This is a genomic window from Nocardia sp. NPDC060220, from assembly GCF_042727815.1.
In the GTDB taxonomy this organism is placed as follows: Bacteria; Actinomycetota; Actinomycetes; order Mycobacteriales; family Mycobacteriaceae; genus Nocardia.
This window is the reverse complement of the sequence record NZ_JBHWZY010001212.1, coordinates 1-1,576: the sequence shown is the minus strand read 5'-3', so window position 1 is coordinate 1,576 and position 1,576 is coordinate 1. Positions and strand designations below refer to the sequence as shown.

2 protein-coding genes are annotated in these 1,576 nt (G+C 67.9%); both read left to right on the top strand.

The genetic code is table 11. The annotated features are described in order from the left end of the window. On the top strand, nucleotides 1-912 hold a 912-nt coding region (locus ACFWF3_RS35380), incomplete at its 5' end, for a LysR family transcriptional regulator (RefSeq protein WP_379318486.1). A 293-nt stretch (nucleotides 913-1,205) separates the two neighbouring features. Continuing rightward, a partial coding sequence (locus ACFWF3_RS35375; RefSeq protein ID WP_379318484.1) for an acyl-CoA dehydrogenase family protein occupies nucleotides 1,206-1,576 on the top strand: 371 nt, incomplete at its 3' end.

The following is a 1,576-nucleotide window of genomic DNA, read 5'->3' as shown; positions in this document are numbered from 1 at the left end:
GAATTCATGTACGACATTCGACGCCTTGTCCTGTTGCGCGATCTCGCCGAGCGAACCACCATGACCGCCGTATCGGAATTGCACGGGATCACTACCTCGGCGGTCTCGCAACAGTTGCGCATTCTCGAAGAGGAAGTGGGCGCGGTGCTCACCCGCCGTGAAGGCCGGGTGTTGCGCCTGACCCACGCGGGCCGGGTGCTGGTGGACTACACCTCGCGGATTATCACCGCGCTCGAGGAAGCCGAGAGCGCGGTGGCCGCCACCGCCGAGGCCATCACCGGTGTGCTCACCCTGGCCACCTTTCGCACCGCGCAGACCCGGCTCGCGCTGCCCGCCGCGGCGAGACTGATGAACGAGAACCCCGGCCTGCGGGTGCAGGTGGTCGACCTGATTCCGGTGGACGCGGTGCCCGCGGTCCGCCAGCAGGAGGTCGACATCGCGATCACCTATTCGTACTCGTTCCGGGCTCGGGATCTGCCGCTCGGGCTGTCCTCGGAGTACCTGTTCGACGATCCGCTCGTGCTGCTCGCCCCACCCGGCCTGCGGGAACGGGCCCGCCAGCAGGGCTTGTCCGCGGTGCGTGACGCCGACTGGATCGCCGCCCGCGACGGCGCGCCGTCGATCGTGTCGGTGATGTACGCCTGCCGTGAGGCCGGGTTCGCCCCGCGGATCGAGCATCGCAGCGGCACCTTCGCCGGGATGGCCGAGATCGTCGACCACGGGCTGGGCGTGGCGGTGGTACCGGAGATGTCGGTACCACCGGAGTACCGACACCTGATCGCCTGCACCATTGCCAACGGGTCGCGCCAGGTCGGCGTGACCTACCGGCAAGCCTCCCTGGAAAGGCCCGCTGTCGCCGCGGCCATACGCATGCTGCGCACCATCGCGGCGCCCGAGCAGTTGGCGTCCTGATCCCGGTCGACGATCGAGAAAAACTGAACGAATCCGGTAGGCCGGCTGTCTTGTTCGGTGACATCGGAGGTTCCGATACTGGATTGCGGAGACCGAACGTGGAAAGGAGGTCTCGTGGAATTGCCGAATATCCGGATCGAGGCAGCCACCACGGCTCCGCCCTGTCGTCGCTGATTTCGACGATCCACTTCATCGCGCCCCGATTCCCTTTCCGGTGAATTCCGGTGCGCCGCACAGATCTGCGTTCGACCGCCGCCGAGCGGTCGTGACGCGACCAGGAGAGTGACACCCGCATGACCGCTGTGGCACCAGCACACACCGTGCACGGTCTCGACGAGGACGCGTTCGCCGACGCGCTCGCACTGATCGCCGATCGCGCCGCCGAACACGACCGGGCGGGGGCCTTTCCGTTCGCCGCCTTCGAGGCGCTGCGCGCGATCGGCGCGCCCGCGCTCACGGTTCCGGTGGAATACGGCGGTCTCGGTGCGGGTCTCGCCGAGGCGGTCGAGGTGATCGAACGCGTCGGCGCCGCCGACCCGTCGGTCGGACTGATCCTGCAGTGGAACTACACCAACCATCTGAGCCTGCTCCGCGACGACAGCCCGTGGCCCGCCGAACTGAAGGAACTGGTGCTGCGCTCGGCCGCGACGGACGGCGCGCTGAT